The following is a 16,278-nucleotide window of genomic DNA, read 5'->3' on the forward strand; positions in this document are numbered from 1 at the left end:
GGGTCACTCCCCCGTCGGCCCGCCGGCGAGCTCGACCACGACGTCGAGGTGACCGGCGTGGCGGGCGTACTCCTGCAGCACGTGGAAGCAGATCCAGCGCAGCGTGGGCGGGTCGCTCTCGAACCGTCCACCGAGCGCTGCGAGCTCCTCCGGTCCGTGCTCGGCGAGCACCGTCTCGGTGCGCGCGGCCGTCGCCTCCAGCATCGCGACGACGTCGTCGAGCGCGGTGCCGGCCGGGACGAGCCACCGCCCGTCCGGCTCGCCGCCGACGTGGTCGCCCCACGGGTCCGGCACCTGCTCGCCGAGGAAGCCCCACACGAACCACCGCCGCTCGACATAGGTCACGTGCACCAGCAGCTCCAGCGGCGTCCAGCCCGACGGCAGCCGCGGACGCCGCAGCTCCGGGTCGGGCAGCGCCCGGCACTTGGCGACGATGGTGTCGCGGTAGAAGCGGAGGTACGCCGCGGCGTACGCCGTCTCGCCGCCCTCGATCCGCTCGGGCTCCTCAGCCAATCCGGTTCCCCTCCTCGTCCCAGTGGGCGGCGACCTTCTTGCTCGGCTGCACCCGCGGCGGCTCGCCCGGCATCTTGGGATAGTCGGGCGGGAAGTTCAGCTCGCCGCCCGGCAGCGTGTCCCACAGCGCCAGCAGCGGCTCTAACGAGTGCGCGACGTCGTCGATCCCGGCCCACGCGTCGCCGTCCTTCACCTTGTCGGGGACGGTGAAGAGGTTGAGCCTCCGCGGGTCGTCGAGCTCGGCGAGCTCGGCCCAGGTGAGCGGCGTCGACACGGGCGCGCCGGGGCGCGGGCGCAGGGAGTACGCCGAGGCGATCGTCCGATCACGGTTGTTCTGGTTGTAGTCGATGAAGATCCTCATCCCGCGCTCCTCCTTCCACCACGCGGTGGTGACGCCTTCGTCGCGGCGCTCGAGCTCGCGGCCGAACCCGATCGCGGCGTGCCGCAGCTCCTCGAAGGTCCACTCCGGGCGGATCCGCACGTAGATGTGGACGCCACGGTTGCCGCTGGTCTTCGGGAACCCGCGCAGCCCGAGCTCCTCGAGCAGCTCCCTCGCGGCGCCGGCGACCCTGACCGCGTCGGCGAAGGTCGTCCCCGGCTGCGGGTCCAGGTCGATGCGCAGCTCGTCGGGGTGGTCCACATCGGCCCGGCGTACCGGCCAGGGGTGGAAGGTCAGCGCGCCCATCTGCGCGCACCAGACCGGGACCGCCACCTCCGTCGGGCAGATCTCGTACGCCGTCCGGCCGCTCGGGAAGGTGACCTCGACCGTCTCGACGTAGTCGGGCGCGCCCTTCGGCACCCGCTTCTGGTAGAAGCCGTCCCCCTCCCGGTCGGTCGGGCCGGTGGCGAGCCGCATCCCCTCCCGCCAGCCGTCCGGCCAGCGCTCGAGCGCGGTGGGCCGCTCGCGCAGCGCCCGCATCAGCGGGTCGTCGACCGCGGCGAAGTACTCCGCCACCATCAGCTTCGTCACCTCGGGCGTGCGGTCGGTGGCCTCGTAGACCACCCGGTCCGGGCTCGAGATGCGGACCTCGCGGCCGCCGGCCAACACCGTCGCCGCGGCTGTCTTCGCCATGGCGACAAGGTACCGAGGCCGGAGGAAAACCGCCTGCGACATCGGATGGCGGCGGCGTAGGTTCCGGAGCGTGACGAGCGACCCCGAGCACCCCGGCCTCACCTTCCGCACGCTCGACGCCGACGACGAGCCCGACCTGGTCGCGGGGTGGTACGCCGCGGTGGCGCGCGGCTTCCACGAGCCCCGCGACCCCGAGTCGTCGCGGAACCGCTGGCTCGAGCACGTCCGTGCGGACCGGGTGACGCTGCGCGGCGTCTGGCAGGAGCACCCGGTGGTCGGCGCCGGGACGTTGCCGGTCGCGACGTTCTCGAGCTGGGACAAGACGATCAACGTGGGCGGCGGGCGGACGCTGCCGGTGCGCAAGATCTCCGACGTCACCGTCAGCCCCACCCATCGGCGCCAGGGGCTGCTGCGCGCGCTCATGGGCATCGACCTCGCCGACGCGGTGGCGGCGCGGATCCCGCTCGTCGCGCTGCTCGTCTCGGAGGGGTCGATCTACGGCCGGTTCGGCTTCGGCGCCGCGACGTTCGTCCGCAAGCTCGAGGTCGACACCACCGCGCGGTTCCGGCTGCGCGGACTCGACGACGACGGCTCGATGGTGCTCGTCGAGCCCGCCGAGGCGGCGAAGGAGATCGCCACCGTCTTCGCCGACTTCCACGCCTCCACCCGCGGCTCGGTCGACCGGACGCTCTCCCACGAGCAGCGGCTCACCGGGGTCTGGAACTACCAGACCCACGCTCCCGACACGAAGCTGCACACGGCGCTCCACCTCGACGCCGGCGGCCGGCCGGACGGGTACGCCGTCTACCAGGCCGAGGAGCCCAAGGACGGCCGGCAGAGCGTGACGGTCGGCGACCTGGTGGCGACCACGCCGGCGGCGTACCTGCGGCTGTGGCAGTTCCTCGCCGACCTCGACCTCGTCCACCAGGTCACCTGGCGGAAGGCGCCGGTCGAGGACCCGCTGTTCTGGGCGCTGGTGGAGCCGTTCGCTGCGAAGACGGTGGCGGTCGAGGAGTTCCTCTGGGTCCGGGTGCTCGACGTCGTGACCGCGCTCGAGACGCGCCCGTGGGGCGCCGACGGTACGGTCGTCATCGAGGTCGACGACCCGCTCGGCCACGCCGCCGGACGGTTCCGCGTCACCGTCTCCGGCGGCCGGGCGGAGGTGACGCCCACGGACGCCGGGCCGGACGTCACCCTGGCTGCCGACACGCTCGGGTCGCTCTACCTCGGCGGCGTACCGGTGGCGACGCTCGCCGCGGCCGGCCGGATCGGCGGCTCGGCCGACGCCGTGGCGCGGTGGGCAGCGCTGTGCGACGTCGGCCCGACGCCGTACTGCATCACGGGGTTCTGACCGCCGACGTAGGCTTGGACCATGGCCTACAACGTGGAGAAGAGCGACGCCGAGTGGCGCGAGCAGCTGTCGCCGGAGGAGTACGCCGTCCTGCGCCAGGCCGGGACCGAGCGCGCGTTCACCGGTGACTACACCGACACCGAGACCAAGGGCGTCTACAGCTGCAAGGCATGCGGCGCGAAGCTGTTCGAGTCGGACACGAAGTTCCACTCCGGCTGCGGCTGGCCGAGCTTCTACCAGCCGATCACCGACACGATCGAGTACCTCGAGGACAACTCCCTCGGCATGCGCCGCGTCGAGGTCCGCTGCGCCAACTGCGGCTCCCACCTCGGCCACGTCTTCCCCGACGGCTACGGCACGCCGACCGGCGATCGCTACTGCATCAACTCCATCTCGCTGACGCTCGAGCCCGCGGACCGGCCCGCGGACCAGCCGGCCGACCAGGCGTGACGACGGAGAAGAAGCAGCTCTCGCTCCCGGACGGGCGCGAGCTCGAGGTCTGGGTGAGCGGTCCGCCCGACGGCATACCCCTCGTCTGGCACCACGGCACCCCGGGCTGCGCCTACCAGTCGGCGAGCAAGATCGCGACCGCCGCCGAGCGCGGCCTGCGGCTGGTGAGCTACTCGCGCGCCGGCGCGCGCACGTCGACGCGGCGCCCGGGCCGCTCGGTCGCCGACGTGGCCGAGGACGTCGCCGTGATCCTCGACGACCTCGGTGCCGAGCGCTGCATCACCGGCGGCCAGTCCGGCGGCGGCCCGCACACGCTGGCCACCGGCGCGCTGCTCCCCGACCGGGTCGCCGCGGTGATCGTGGTCTGCGGCGTACGGCCGTACGGCCCCGGCTTCCTCGACGGCATGGGCGAGGACAACCACGTCGAGTTCGGGCTCGCCCTCGAGGGCGAGGAGGCCCTGACGCCGTACCTCCTCGAGGAGCGCAAGGGGATCAGCACCGCCGACCCGGAGACGGTCGTCGCGACGATGTCCTCGCTGCTCCCGCCGCCCGACCGCGCGGTGCTCACCGGCGAGCTCGGCGCCGACCTGCTCGCCAACCTCGCCGGCGGCGTGGAGGAGATCTACGGCTGGCTCGACGACGACCTCGCCTTCATCAAGCCGTGGGGCTTCGAGCTGGAGGACATCCGCGTCCCGGTGTCGTTCTGGCAGGGCAGCGAGGACCTGATGGTGCCGCAGTCCCACATGCCGTGGCAGGCCGAGCGGGTCCCCGGCTCGGTCATGCACCTGCAGCCCGGCGAGGGGCACATCTCCCTGCAGGTGAACTGGTTCGGCGCCATGCTGGACGAGGCGCTGACCCACCTCCGCTAGTAGGCCGACGCCGCGTGAGCGCCACAGGGACCCAGAGGTCACTCTCGCACTCACACCAGGGCTCTAAGCGGCCCGAGGCACCCCGAGCAGCCGGAGATCCCGGGCGACCCGCTCCGGCTCGTCACGCACCTCGCGGGAGGTGCAGCGGACGATGAGCCGGTCGGTCGAACTGAGCGCCCGCTGCCGGGCAAGGTCGTCCTCCCACTGCTCGACGTCCATGTGGAAGCCACCATCGATCTCGAGGATGAGGGTCCGGCCGTCCGGGAGTCGCCACTCGCAGTCGGTGTATCGCAGCCGCCCGCCGGCGTCCCGGCGCTTCACTTGTCGGTCCGGCTGGGCCAGGCGATAGGTCCGGCACATCCGCTTGACGTCCATCTCGGCAAGCGACTGCGCCCCACCCACCATGTCAGCGATTGCTCGGCGGAGCACCGGTGCCCGCCGGAGCCGGGGCAGTCTGCCGAGCCAGTCCTTGAGGAGTTCCGGGCTCGTGAGCTGCTGCTGCACGCACGCAGCCAGGACGCCCTGGGCAGTGCGGTCTGAGCGCTCCGCGGCGGCGAAGAGCAGAATCGCCGGCTCGAGCTGCGCCGTCGGGAGATCCCGGCCCCGCGCCCTCATCCGTGCGAGGTCACGCCTGGTGCGGATATAGGCGATGCCCTCGATCGGCGTCGGCACAGCGTCGGCGTAGGGGACGAGTACCGTGACTTCATCGCGATGCCAGTTCTTGAGGCCGTGCACCTCGCCGGCACTGAGGCCGCCGATCAGCGCGCCCGGCCCGGCGTGCAGGACGCCCAGCCACATCATCTGCTCCCGGGTCAGCTCGCCGGTCGTCGTAGCGACCACGGTTGGCGAGCGCAGCACCCAGCGCTGGGTATCGACACGATGCGCGACCGCCCAGCGGTCGACCCCGGTGGCAGCCAGCTGGCCGCGCGTGATCAGGCCGCGTTGCGCTCTCGCCACCTCACGCCACGTCGGGGGTCGTCTCTTCTGGGCCACGAGTCAGAGCGTGGCGGAATCGTCGGGCCGACGCGAACGCCTCTCCACAAAGAGGCCGTGTGAGCGGGAGAGTGACCCATCGGTCACTCTCCCGCTCACGCGAGGTCAGGGTAGCCGGTCGAGCAGGTCGGCGACCTCGGCCCGGGAGCCGGTGTAGAACGGGACCTCCTCGCGCACGTGGCGGCGGGTCTCGCTGCCGCGCAGATGGCGCATGAGGTCGACGATGCGGTGCAGCTCGTCGGCCTCGAAGGCGAGCATCCACTCGTAGTCACCGAGGGCGAAGGAGGAGACCGTGTTGGCGCGTACGTCGGGGTAGTCGCGCGCCATGCGGCCGTGCTCGGCGAGGAGGCGGCGGCGCTCGGCGTCCTCGAGGAGGTACCACTCGTAGGAGCGCACGAACGGGTAGACGCAGACGTAGGCGCGCGGCGTCTCGTCGGCGAGGAACGCCGGGATGTGGGAGCGGTTGAACTCCGCCGGCCGGTGCAGCGCCATCTGCGACCAGACCGGGGCGAGCCGCGACCCGAACGACGTACGCCGGAAGCGGTGGTAGGCGCGCTGCAGAGCGTCACTGGACGAGGCGTGCCACCAGATCATGAGGTCGGCGTCGGCGCGGAGCCCGGCGACGTCGTAGACACCGCGTACGACGACGTCCTCGGCGGCGAGCTCCGTGAACAGGTCCTCGACCTCGACCGCCTCACCCTTCCGGTCGGCGTCACCGAGGGCCGACTCGAGCCTGAACACCGACCACATCGTGTAGCGGATCGAGGCGTTGAGCTCGTTGATCTTGGCGGCGTTGGTCTGCTCGGACATGGCTCCATTGTGCGCCTGCGCCGGCCGGACTCAGGCCTCGGGGTGGCGCTCCAGGACGAGCTCGTCGTGGATCGGGATGCCGCCCTCCCCGACGAGCGGGATGGCGGGCTTGACCTCGCGGGAGCGGTCGACCGCGCCGGAGCGTACGCCGGTGATGCGGAAGCCGCACTTCTGGTAGAACGCGACCGCGGCGAGGTTGTCGTTGGTGGTGACGACGCGCACCGGTCCGGGATGACGCTCGAGGAACGCCTCGATCAGGGCGCGGCCGGTGCCCTGGCGCTGCGGGTGGGCGGCCATGGCGAGCAGCGTGGTCGGCTCATCGGGGGTGTCGCTGACGTCGTGGACGAGGTAGCCGCACAGCTCGCCGTCGTCCTCGGCCACCAGCGTCGGCAGGCCGAGCAGCGGGATGTCGACGCCGTCGAGGGTCATCGACGGGCCCTCCCAGTCGGCGTCGTACGCCGACGCGAGCCACTCCGCGTCGCTCGCCTGTGCGGGTCTGACCTCGACGCTCATCGGTCGCCCTTCCTCGTGGCGGGGAGGGTGTCGATCGCGGCGGCCGCCCGGTGGGCGGACGCGATCACCGCCGGGATCCCCACGCCGTCGTACGCCGCACCGCAGAGCTCCAGCCCGGGCAGCCGCTCCACGGCCGACCGGATCCTGGCCACCCGGTCGAGGTGACCGACGGCGTACTGCGGCAGGCCGTCGCCCCACCGCTGCACGTGGCTGTCGACCGGCGTCGCGGTCAGCCCGGTCGCCGCACTGAGGTCGGCGAGCGACTGGGCGACGAGCTCGTCGTCCGTGAAGTCCAGCGAGGCCTCCTCGTGGACGCGGCCGATGGAGGTGCGCAGGTGGACGACGCCGTGCGGGGCGCCCGCCTCACGCACCCAGTCCCACTTCGCGAAGGAGAACGTCGAGGCCTTGATCCGGCGCCCGTCGACGGGCGGCACCAGGAAGCCCGAGCGCGACCCGTCCAGCTCATCGAGGCTGGCGAGGTCGGCGGCCCGGCAGGCGAGGGTGACGACGGCCATCGAGGCGTACTCCACCTCCGCCAGCGCGGTCGCCACCGCCGGCGCGAGGTCGCGGAGGAGGGCGCCGGTCGGGCCGGCCGGGGTCGCGAGTACGACGGCGTCGCAGTCGATCGCCCCGTCGGTCGCGCCGGTCGAGAGCACGCGGTAGCCGCAGGAGCCGTCGATGCCGTCGGTCGGGCCTGTGGCGACCACCGCCGTCACCGGCGAGCCGGTCCGGACGTCGAGCTTCTCGGCGAGCACCAGCGGGAGCTGGCCCATGCCGCCCGCGAGCCCGCCGAAGACGGGGACGCCGGGCGTGGACGGCAGCGCGGCCGCCTGCTCGAGCAGCGGGCCGCGCTCCGCGAGCGCCACCAGCTGCGGCACCGCGGCACGGGCGGAGATCTCGCGGGCGCGGCCGGCGTACACCCCGCCCAGGAGGGGCTCCACCAGCCGGTCGGTCACCTCGTCACCGAACCGCTCGGCGACCAGGTCGCCGACGGAGACGTCGCCCTCGATCGTCACCGGCGGCAGCGACGGCTCCTCGCGCACCCGCGCGAGTCCCTCGGGCGAGAGCACCCCGGACGCCTCGAGCCCGGGCAGGTCCATCGGCACGCCCATGAGCGAGCGCGGCAGCGGCCGGAGTGCGCCGCGGGTCCAGATCCGGGACGTGGCGGCGGTGGGGTGTACGACGGGCAGGCCGAGCGCCTCGGCGAGCGCCGTGCCCTCGGGGCGGCGGGCGAGCATCGCCTCCGCGCCGACGTCGACGGCGACGCCCGCGACCGACGCGGTCAGCAGCTTGCCGCCGACCCGGTCGGAGGCCTCGAGCACGACGACGTCATGGCCCGCCGCGGCGAGGTCGTGCGCGGCGGTCAGCCCGCCGATGCCTGCTCCTACGACGACCACCCGCACGCCCACAGTGTCGCACCTGCGACCCGGTCGCCCCGCAGCGGTGGCTGAGCAACCGAATCGGCTGCGCGAACGGTTGCTGACTCACCGCTGACTGAGCGCGTCGCCAGAGAACCTCGCGGGGCGGTGGCCGGGTGCAGACCACCACCCCGCGAGGGGATCGTGAGGCGAGCCGTCAGGCGGACTCGGCGAGCCGGCCGAAGCCGGAGCGATGGAAGACGAGCGGGTTGCCGGTGGCGCCCTCGTCGGAGTGCTCGACGGCGTGCAGCCGCAGCAGGACGATGACGTGGTCGCCGGCCTCCACCTCGCGGTAGATCGTGCAGTCGAACCGGGCGAGCCCCTCGTCGAGCGTGACGGCGCCGTCGTCGCTCGCGCTGAGGCGTACGCCGTCGAACCGCTGCCCCACCGGGCCGGCCAGCTGGCGGCAGACGGCGCCCTGGTCGCCGGAGAGGATCGTGACCCCCAGGTGCGCGGCGCGGCGCAGCTGGGGCCAGGTCTTGGAGCTGTTGGCGACCGAGAAGGACACCAGCGGCGGGTCGAGGCTGACCGAGGTGAACGAGCTGGCGGCCAGACCGGTCAGCCTGCCGTCGACCTCCGCGGCGACGGCGACGACGCCGGTCGGGAAGATCCCGAAGGCCTGCCGCAGGCGCTGGGGGTCGAGGTCCTGGTTGGTGGCGAGCGCGGGCTGGGTCACGGGCACGTCCTTCGCGTCGGGGGTCGCAGGCTGGGCGTCGGGATGGGTCGTGGTCACGAGGCGGCCGCCTTGCCGGGGCTGTCGCCGCCGAAGTGGGCGCCGAACGGCACCGCCGCCCGGCCGACGACCGGGTGCGGGTGCTGCCAGCGGCCGCGGCGACTGAGCTCGGGGAGGACGCCCTCGCCGAACCAGTACGACTCCTCGAGGTGCGGGTAGCCGGAGAGGACGAACTCCTCGATGCCGACCTCGGCGTACTTCTCGACCAGGTCGGCGATCTCGGTGAAGCTGCCGACCATCGCGGTGCCGGCGCCGCCGCGGACGAGGCCGACGCCGGCCCACAGGTTGGGGTAGATCTCGAGGCCGTCCTTCGAGCCCTGGTTGAGGGCGAGCATCCGCTTCTGGCCCTCGGACTCGCTCCTCTTGAGGCCGCTCTGGACCCGCTCGATGTCCTCGGGCGAGATGTGCTGGAGCAGCCGGTCGGCCTCGGCCCAGGCGTCCTCGGAGGTCTCCCGGGCGATGGTGTGGAGCCGGATGCCGAACTTCAGCTCGCGGCCCTCCTCGGCGGCGAGCTTGCGGACCCGCTCGATCTTCTCGGCGACCGCCTCGGGCGGCTCGCCCCAGGTGAGGTAGACGTCGGCGTACTTGGCGGCGACGTCCAGCGCCTTCGGCGACGAGCCGCCGAAGTAGATCTCCGGCAACGGGTCGGGGATCTGGGAGAGGGTGGCCTTCTCGACCTTGTAGTGCGGGCCCTCGTGGGTCACCGTCTCCCCGCTCCACAGCGCCTTCACGAGGTGGAGGAACTCGCCGCAGCGGTCGTAGCGGCCGTCCTTGTCGAGGAAGTCGCCGAACATCCGCTGCTCGGCGCTCTCGCCCCCGGTCACCACGTTGAGCAGCAGCCGCCCGCCGGAGAGGTTCTGGAAGGTCCCGGCCATCTGCGCGGCGAGGAAGGGCTCGATCAGCCCCGGCCGGAAGGCGACCAGGAACCGCAGCCGCTCCGAGACCGAGCTCAGCATCGCGGTGGTGATCCACGCGTCCTCGCACCAGGCACCGGTCGGGGTGAGCGCGGCGTCGAAGCCGAGCTGCTCGGCGCTGCGGGCGATCTGGCCGAGGTACGGCACCGTCGCGGCCCGGCCGTGCACGCCGTCGCCGGCGCTCACGCCGTGGCCGCCGCCGACGACGGAGCGGCCGTCGCCGCCGTTGGTCGGCAGGAACCAGTGGAACTTCAGGTCGGTCATGGTGTCCTCTCCAAAGGGGAAGTACGTCGGTCAGAGCTGGCCGTGCCGCGGGGGCAGCGTGCCGTCGACGGCCCACCGCCCGAGGTGCTGGACCTTCCAGGCGGCGGGGTCGTGAAGCGTGTGCGTACGGGCGTTGCGCCAGTGCCGGTCGAGGTCGAGGCCGGCGAGCGCGGAGCGGGTGCCGGCCACCTCGAACAGGCGCGAGGCGACGTCGACCGAGGCCGCGGTGGTGGCGGCCCGGGCGGCGGCGACGGCCAGGCTGGCCGCGCCGGCGGACTCGTCGGTGAGATCCGCGTCGGCGGCGTCGATCGCGCGGGCGGCCTCGGCGACGAGCGCCTCGGCGCCGCGGACGGCGAGCTCCATCTCGCCGAGGGCCTGGACCACCAGCGGGTCCTCGGCGGCCCGCTCGACGCCGTACGTCGCCCGGGCGTCGGGGTAGGGGCGGCTCCGCTCGCGCACGAACGCCGCGGCCTCCTCGAGCGCCCGGCGGGCGATGCCGGCGTCGAGTGCCGCGTGCAGGACCTGGGCGAACGCGCCGTATGTCGTCGGGCCCTCGAACGTCGGCGAGAACTCGGTGATCCACTCGTCGGTCACGACGACCTCGTCGAGCCTGACGGTGCCGCTGCCGGTGGTGCGCTGGCCGACGGCGTCCCAGTCGTCGATCCGCTCCACGCCCGGCGCGTCCGACGGCACCCAGGCCACGGCCAGCGGGCCGTCCGCGCCGTTCTCATCGCCTCCGGCTCGGCGGCGATGGCCCAGGACCGCGAGGTAGTCGGCGAACAGCGACCCGGTGCAGTAGAACTTCTCCCCCGACAGCAGCCAGCGGCCGTCGCCCGCCTCCGTCAGCGTCGTACGGAAGTCGCGCACGTGCTTGGTGCCGAACTCCGACTGCGCGTTGGCGACCGTCTTCCCGGCGAGCACCTCGCCGAGGATGAGGGCCTGCTGCTGCGGCGTTCCGCGCAGCTTCAGCTGGTTGACGTAGACGAAGTGGCTGTGCGGGATCTGCGCGATGTTGGGGTCGCCCCACGCGAGCAGCCGGAAGACCTCCGCCACGGCGCTCACCGGCAGCTGCGGACCGCCGTACGCCGCGGGGACCGTGATGGCGAGCAGCCCGGACGCCGCGAGCGCCTTCACCTCGTCGTACGGCAGGGTGCGGCTGCGGTCGCGCTCGGCCGCCCCCTCGGCGAACCGCTCGCCGAGCTCGCGCGCCGTCGCCACCGCCTCGTCGGCGGTCAGCACCGGGACCCGTACGTCGGACTGTGTCGCGGTCATCCGACCGTCTCCAGCTCCTGCGCCTCGAGCTCGCGCAGGATCGGCAGCACGTTCTGCCCGAAGTACTCGACGTCCTCGTGGTAGTGGAGGAAGCCGCACAGGATCAGGTCCGCGCCGACCTTCTTGTACTCCAGCATCCGGCGGGCGACCTGCTCCGGGGTCCCGATGAGGCCGGTCCGGAAGCCGTCGTTGTACTGCACCAGGTCGGCGAACTCGGAGTCCTGCCACATGCCCTTCTTGTCGCCGGTCGACTGGCCCGCCTGCTTGACCGCGGAGCCGAAGCCCTCGACCGCCTCGTGGTCGGCCTTCGCGACGATCTCCCGCAGCACCTCGCGCGCCTCGGCCTCGGTGTCACGGGCGATGACGAAGCCGTTGACGCCGAACCTGACCCGGCGGCCGTGGACCTGGGCGACGTCGCTGACGTCGCGGATCTGCTCGGCGATCCCCTCGGGGGTGTTGCCGTTGGCGAAGTACCAGTCGGAGACCCGGCCGGCCATGCCGCGAGCGTCGCTGGAGTTGCCGCCCTGGAAGATCTCGGGGTGCGGGCGGCCCTCCGACGCGAGCGGCTTCGGCTTCAGGTCGAAGTCGTGCAGCCGGTAGAAGTCGCCGTTGAGCTCCGCGTGGTCGGAGGTCCAGATCTCGCGCAGGTAGCGGATGAACTCCTCCGACCGGCGGTAGCGCTCGCCGTGCTCCAACCAGGGCTCGCCGAGCTTCGTGAACTCGTCCTTGAACCAGCCGGAGACGACGTTGACCGCGGCCCGGCCGTTGGAGAGGTGGTCGGCCGTGGCCAGCCACTTCGCCAGCACGCCCGGCTGCCACAGGCCCGGATGGACCGCGGCGATGACCTTGAGCCGCTCGGTGGCCAGCAGCAGCGCCAGGGAGAAGCTGGTGGACTCGTGCTGATACGCCGCGCCGTAGGACGCCATGTAGCGGACCTGCGACAGGGCGTACTCGAAGCCGTTGTTCTCCGCGAGCTGTGCCAGCTTCTTGTTGTAGTCGTAGCCCCAGTCGGTGCGCTGCTCGATCTTGCTGACTACCAGGCCGCCACTGACGTTGGGCACCCAGTAGGCGAGCTTCAGGTCTTCGGCTGCCGTCATGCTGACTCCTCCCAACTGGTTTATGTGGATCAGATTGATCGACATTAGGCCCCGGATCAAGTTGGAGAGGCCTGTGTCACGCGTGTTTCGGACGAGGGGGTGATAGGCAGGGCCTTTCACCCCTGGTGGAGGCCGCGTCCCTGCTGGCTCCGCCGCCCGCCTCGCGCACGGTGGTCCCGATGGCCCAGGCGTACGGCGGCGGCGTGCCGTTGACGAGGAAGTCCCCGACCACCCGCTCCTTGAGGATCCGCGGATTGTGGGATGCCACCGTTCGCGCGTTCCGCCAGTGCCTGTCCAGCCCGAGCGAGACGGAGGTCGCGGAGGCGCCGAGCGTGTCGAAGAGCACCGTCGTGGCGTCGAGGACGAGGTCGGTGACCACCACCTGGGCGGCGGCCGACTCCAGCTCCGCCGCCTCGTTGAGCCGCTCGATCTCCTGGTCGGAGCCCGCGGCGCCGTCGAACACGCGCTGCAGGGCGGAGGCGACCCGCAGGGCGGTCGCCTCCGCGGCGTACGCCTTCGCCTGGACCTGGCCAACACGGGCCAGTACCTGCGGGTCGTCCCGGACCCGAGCCGCGTTGGCGTGGGAGTAGTTGCGGGATCGTCCGCGCACCTGGCCGACGGTCTCGGTGAGAGCGGCGCGGCCGATGCCGGCGAGCGTCGCGAGGAGGTTGAGCTGGTAGAACGCCGTCTGGTACGGGAACCGGTCGGTGAACGGGATGACCTCCACAGCCGGGACGGCGTCGAAGGTCGTGGTGCCGCTGCCGGTGCCCCGCTGACCGAAGCCGTCCCAGTCGTCGCTGACGCTCGCCCCCGGGTGTCGGAGGTCGACGAGTGCGATGACGAGGTCCTCGGCGCCGTCGGGCGTCACCCGGCGTGCATAGACGTCGGCCCACTCGGCGAAGATCGAGCCTGTCGTGTAGTACTTCTGCCCGGTCACGGCGTATCCGTCGTCGGCGGCGGCTGCGACGGTGTTGAGTCCACCCATGGGCGTCGCTCCGACCTCGGTCCAGGCGTTCCCCGCGATCTCGCCCGCGACGAAGCGATCGAACCAGACCTTCTGGTCCATCCCGCGGGCATGCTGCCAGGCGCGGTCCTCGGCCAGCGCGAAGTGTCCGCGGAGCGCCTGGGAGAGGTTGCTGTCGGCGGCCGCCAGGTCGATCCACAGGGCCGTCAGCTCCACCAGGTCCACTCCCCCGCCGCCGTAGGGCTCCGGCACCCGGAGCGCCCCGAAGCCGGTGCGCTTGAGTGCCTCCATCGGCTCCGCCGGTAGCTCCCCGGCCCGCTCGCGCGCCAGGGCTCCGGCCGCGATCTGCTCGAGGAGCGGCTGGAACCGGGAGCGCAGGGCCCGGTAGGCGGGCGTGTCGAGCGAGGGTCCCAGGGACGTCGTCACGGGTTGTCTCCTCCGAGAGCGCGGTGGATGGTCGGCGTCGGGTGGTCAGGTGTAGAGCGTGAAGTCGGGGTAGGCACCGGTCAGGAAGTGGTCACCGACCTCGCGCCGCTTGTAGGCCACCGGGTCGTGAAGCGTGTGCGTGCGCACGTTGCGCCAGAACAGGTCGAAGCCGTGGCGGTTGTTCGTCGCCCGCGCGCCGGTCACCTCGAAGATCCGGTTCGTCGCCTCGGTGCCGAGCTCGGTCGAGACGACCTTCAGCGCCGCGATCAGGACGGCGACCTCGCCGCGCTCGTCCCACGTGAGTCGGTCGCCGGCGGCGTACGCCTCGTCGAGGGCGGCCGCCGCCTCGCCTCCGAGCGCTGCGACCGACCGGGCGCGCGCGACGAGCTCGCCGTACGTGCCGAGGACGTACGGATCAGCGACCGCGGTGGCGACGCCGGACAGAGCCCACGGGCGGCTCGTCGTGCGCGTGTAGTCCCTCGCAGCGCGCAGGGCACCCTCGGCGATGCCGAGATAGAGATGCCCGAAGACCGCCTGGATGGCCGGCGTGACCAGCGACGCGTACGGCGTGACGCGGTCGGGCCTGAGGGACCCGAGGACGTCTGCAGGGTCGACCGGTGTTCCGTCGAAGGTGACGCCCCCACTGGCGGAGAGCCGCTGACCGAGGTTGTCCCACGTCGTGTCGAAGTCGATCCCGGTGGCATCGGCGCGCACCAGCGCCAGCACCGGCTCGCCATCGCTCTCGCGCTCGGCCGACACGACGATCACGTCACCCACCGACGAGCCGGTGGCGAACGACTTCGTGCCGAACAGCCGGAGCCCACCCGCGTCGGCACGCAGCACGAGCTCCGGGTCGAGCGGGTTTACCGCGTCGCCCCACATGAGCTGGCCCTCCGCCGTCGCGCTTCCCCACCGCTTCTGCTGCTCGGCGGTGCCGCTGAACCACAGTTGCGCGAGGTTCACGTAGTGGTAGCCGAGGATCTGCGCGATCGAGCCGTCGGCGGCCGCCAGGCTTCGGACGACCCCGAGCGCCGTCGCCCAGTCCCCGCCGCCGCCACCCAGCTCCGAGGGGACCAGGAGCGCTGGCAGGCCAGCCGCCCGCAGCTTCTCGACCTCCGCGTGGGGCTGGGCTCCGACGCGGTCGCGCTCGAGTGCATCCTTGGCCAGGTCAGCGGCTACGTCCTCCGCCTGGCTCAGCCACTCGTCGTGTACGCCGCTCACTTCGTCGCCTTTCGTCTGTACTGGATGCCGGGGTGGTCGCTGCGCAGCCGCTGCTGACCTGGGCCGTAGAGGCTCTCGCGCAGCGTGTCGCCGTCGTAGTCCGTGCGCACCCGGCCGCGTCTCTGGAGCTCGGGGACGACGAGGTCGACGAGGTCGACGAACGACCCGGGCGTGACGGCGTAGGCGACGTTGAAGCCGTCGGCCCCAGACTCGTCGATCCATCGCTCCAGCTCGTCGGCGACGCGCTCCGGGCCGCCGACGATCACCGGCCCCATCCCGCCGATCCCGACCCACTCCGCGATCTCACGAGGCGTCCAGGTGCGATCGGGGTCGGCTCGAGAGAAGGCCTCGACCGCGCTGCGCACCGCCTCGGTCTCGACGTACTCCAGCGGCTCGTCGGGGTCATACCCCGAGAGGTCGAGCCCGCTCCAGCCGCCGTACAGCGTGAGCGCACCGTCGAGGTCGACGTACCGTCGGTAGTCGGCGTGCTTCGCCTCCGCCTCCTCGTCCGTAGGTGCGGTCACGATCGTCACGAGGGTGAAGATCTTGACGCTCTCGGGGTCGCGGCCGCTCTCCCCGGCCAGCCGTCTGACGTCGTCCACGTAGGTCCGGAGCAGCTCGGGCCTGGTGGCCGTGACGAAGACAGCCTCGGCGTGGCCGGCGGCGAAGGCGCGACCCGTCGGCGAGGCTCCGGCCTGGAACAGGACCGGCGTACGTTGCGGCGACGGCTCGGAGAGGAAGATGCCCGGGACCTCGAAGTAGGTGCCCTTGTGCTCGATGGGATGCACCTTCGCCGGGTCGGCGAAGGTGCCTCTCGCCGCGTCCCGTACGACGGCGTCGTCCTCCCAGGAACCCTCCCAGAGCTTGTAGCAGACCTCGAGGAACTCCTCGCCGACGGCGTAGCGCTCCTCGTGCGGCACCTGGCGGACGAGGCCGAGATTCCGCGCAGCCGACTCGAGGTAGGACGTGACGATGTTCCACGCCACGCGACCCTCGGTGAGGTGGTCGAGGGTGCTCATCCGGCGCGCGAACGAGTACGGCTGCTCGTAGGTGAGGGAGACCGTGATCCCGAACCCGAGGTGTTCGGTCACCGCGGCCATGGCCGAGACGGCGCCGGTCGGGTCGTTGTTGGGCACCTGGGCCGCGCTGCGAACCGCGTCCTCGGGGCCGTCCCTGTAGACGTCGTACAGGCCGAGCACGTCGGCGATGAAGAGGCTGTCGAAGCGGCCGCGTTCCAGCAGCCTCGCGAGCTCGGTCCAGTACCCGAGGCTCTTGTAGCGCCACGACTGGTCCTCGGGATGGCGCCAGAGCCCCGGGGCCTGGTGCCCGACGCACGTCATGTCGAACGCGTTCAGGTGGATTCGCTTGCGGTTCAACGCCGACCTCCAGGGAGCGGGC

Annotated in this window: 16 protein-coding genes; 3 read left to right on the top strand and 13 right to left on the bottom strand. The window is 72.2% G+C overall.

Annotated features, from left to right (window positions below):
* Positions 1-3 precede the first annotated feature (3 nt).
* Both ABLE53_RS05285 and ABLE53_RS05290 read right to left on the bottom strand, forming a co-directional pair.
* On the bottom strand, positions 4-513 hold the full coding sequence (locus tag ABLE53_RS05285; RefSeq protein ID WP_348857645.1) for a DinB family protein: 510 nt from the start codon (positions 511-513) through the stop codon (positions 4-6).
* Complete coding sequence (locus tag ABLE53_RS05290) at positions 506-1,585, bottom strand: DNA polymerase domain-containing protein (protein ID WP_348857646.1); 1,080 nt, start codon at positions 1,583-1,585, stop codon at positions 506-508. Before ABLE53_RS05290 ends, ABLE53_RS05285 begins: the two co-directional genes overlap by 8 nt.
* A 70-nt stretch (positions 1,586-1,655) precedes the next feature.
* On the opposite strand from ABLE53_RS05290, the gene ABLE53_RS05295 reads away from it, so the two are divergent.
* Genes ABLE53_RS05295 through ABLE53_RS05305 form a run of 3 tightly spaced genes read left to right on the top strand, consistent with a single transcriptional unit; the run spans position 1,656 to position 4,255 of the window.
* Positions 1,656-2,936 carry a GNAT family N-acetyltransferase gene (locus tag ABLE53_RS05295; protein ID WP_348857647.1) on the top strand — a complete coding sequence of 427 codons (1,281 nt, stop codon included), beginning with the start codon at positions 1,656-1,658 and terminating at the stop codon, positions 2,934-2,936.
* Positions 2,937-2,957: 21 nt separating this feature from the next.
* Complete coding sequence (gene msrB, locus ABLE53_RS05300; protein WP_348857648.1) at positions 2,958-3,386, top strand: peptide-methionine (R)-S-oxide reductase MsrB; 429 nt, start codon at positions 2,958-2,960, stop codon at positions 3,384-3,386.
* On the top strand, positions 3,383-4,255 hold the full coding sequence (locus tag ABLE53_RS05305; RefSeq protein ID WP_348857649.1) for an alpha/beta fold hydrolase: 873 nt from the start codon (positions 3,383-3,385) through the stop codon (positions 4,253-4,255). The genes msrB and ABLE53_RS05305 overlap by 4 nt, the downstream gene beginning before the upstream one ends.
* Positions 4,256-4,318: 63 nt before the next feature.
* On the opposite strand, the gene ABLE53_RS05310 is transcribed toward ABLE53_RS05305, so the two are convergent.
* From ABLE53_RS05310 to ABLE53_RS05360, 11 genes are all read right to left on the bottom strand, one after another.
* Positions 4,319-5,212 carry a hypothetical protein gene (locus ABLE53_RS05310; RefSeq protein ID WP_348857650.1) on the bottom strand — a complete coding sequence of 298 codons (894 nt, stop codon included), beginning with the start codon at positions 5,210-5,212 and terminating at the stop codon, positions 4,319-4,321.
* 141 nt (positions 5,213-5,353) lie between these two features.
* Positions 5,354-6,058 (bottom strand): hydrogen peroxide-dependent heme synthase, encoded by a 705-nt coding sequence (gene hemQ, locus ABLE53_RS05315; RefSeq protein WP_348857651.1) that lies wholly within the window; start codon positions 6,056-6,058, stop codon positions 5,354-5,356.
* A 30-nt stretch (positions 6,059-6,088) separates the two neighbouring features.
* On the bottom strand, positions 6,089-6,571 hold the full coding sequence (locus ABLE53_RS05320) for a GNAT family N-acetyltransferase (RefSeq protein WP_348857652.1): 483 nt from the start codon (positions 6,569-6,571) through the stop codon (positions 6,089-6,091).
* Entirely contained in the window at positions 6,568-7,974 is a 1,407-nt protein-coding gene (hemG, locus tag ABLE53_RS05325; protein ID WP_348857653.1) for a protoporphyrinogen oxidase, read from the bottom strand. Before hemG ends, ABLE53_RS05320 begins: the two co-directional genes overlap by 4 nt.
* A gap of 172 nt (positions 7,975-8,146) precedes the next feature.
* Positions 8,147-8,722 (bottom strand): flavin reductase family protein, encoded by a 576-nt coding sequence (locus ABLE53_RS05330; RefSeq protein ID WP_348857654.1) that lies wholly within the window; start codon positions 8,720-8,722, stop codon positions 8,147-8,149.
* The gene (locus ABLE53_RS05335) at positions 8,719-9,900 is read right to left on the bottom strand and encodes an LLM class flavin-dependent oxidoreductase (protein WP_348857655.1); all 1,182 of its coding nucleotides are present in this window, start codon (positions 9,898-9,900) and stop codon (positions 8,719-8,721) included. Before ABLE53_RS05335 ends, ABLE53_RS05330 begins: the two co-directional genes overlap by 4 nt.
* 30 nt (positions 9,901-9,930) lie before the next feature.
* Positions 9,931-11,172, bottom strand: coding sequence for an SfnB family sulfur acquisition oxidoreductase (locus ABLE53_RS05340; RefSeq protein WP_348857656.1), 1,242 nt, complete (start codon positions 11,170-11,172; stop codon positions 9,931-9,933).
* A complete protein-coding gene (sfnG, locus tag ABLE53_RS05345; protein ID WP_348857657.1) occupies positions 11,169-12,269 on the bottom strand; it encodes a dimethylsulfone monooxygenase SfnG in 1,101 nt (366 codons plus the stop codon). Before sfnG ends, ABLE53_RS05340 begins: the two co-directional genes overlap by 4 nt.
* A 76-nt stretch (positions 12,270-12,345) precedes the next feature.
* Complete coding sequence (locus ABLE53_RS05350; RefSeq protein WP_348857658.1) at positions 12,346-13,659, bottom strand: acyl-CoA dehydrogenase family protein; 1,314 nt, start codon at positions 13,657-13,659, stop codon at positions 12,346-12,348.
* Positions 13,660-13,704: 45 nt separating this feature from the next.
* A complete protein-coding gene (locus tag ABLE53_RS05355) occupies positions 13,705-14,880 on the bottom strand; it encodes an acyl-CoA dehydrogenase family protein (protein ID WP_348857659.1) in 1,176 nt (391 codons plus the stop codon).
* Positions 14,877-16,256 (bottom strand): LLM class flavin-dependent oxidoreductase, encoded by a 1,380-nt coding sequence (locus tag ABLE53_RS05360; protein WP_348857660.1) that lies wholly within the window; start codon positions 16,254-16,256, stop codon positions 14,877-14,879. The genes ABLE53_RS05355 and ABLE53_RS05360 overlap by 4 nt, the downstream gene beginning before the upstream one ends.
* Positions 16,257-16,278: the final 22 nt, after the last annotated feature.

The organism is Nocardioides asiaticus, from assembly GCF_040049175.1.
In the GTDB taxonomy this organism is placed as follows: domain Bacteria; phylum Actinomycetota; class Actinomycetes; order Propionibacteriales; family Nocardioidaceae; genus Nocardioides; species Nocardioides cheoyonin.